The sequence below is a fragment of the Vallitalea maricola genome, from assembly GCF_036985595.1.
Lineage (GTDB): Bacteria > Bacillota > Clostridia > Lachnospirales > Vallitaleaceae > Vallitalea > Vallitalea maricola.
The window spans coordinates 1-203 of sequence record NZ_BTPU01000363.1; the positions used below are offsets into that span (position 1 = coordinate 1).

A 203-nucleotide genomic window follows, 5' to 3' on the forward strand; every position below is an offset into this window, starting at 1 on the left:
ATTGGTACCATGTATTTTTTTGGCTAGTAAAATCATGCCGGCACAGGTTCCCCATGTTGGGAGTCCATTTTTGATTACATCATATACTTTGCTTTTAATATGAAATTCATCTAATAATTTCCCTATTGAGGTACTTTCACCACCTGGGATTATTAGACCATCAATGTCATCAAAATCCTTGTTATATCTAATTTCTTTTGTTT

Annotated in this window: 1 protein-coding gene; it reads right to left on the minus strand. The window is 33.0% G+C overall.

Going from position 1 to position 203, the window contains the following annotated elements:
- A partial coding sequence (locus AACQ14_RS24350; protein ID WP_459112806.1) for a type 1 glutamine amidotransferase family protein occupies positions 1-203 on the minus strand: 203 nt, incomplete at both ends.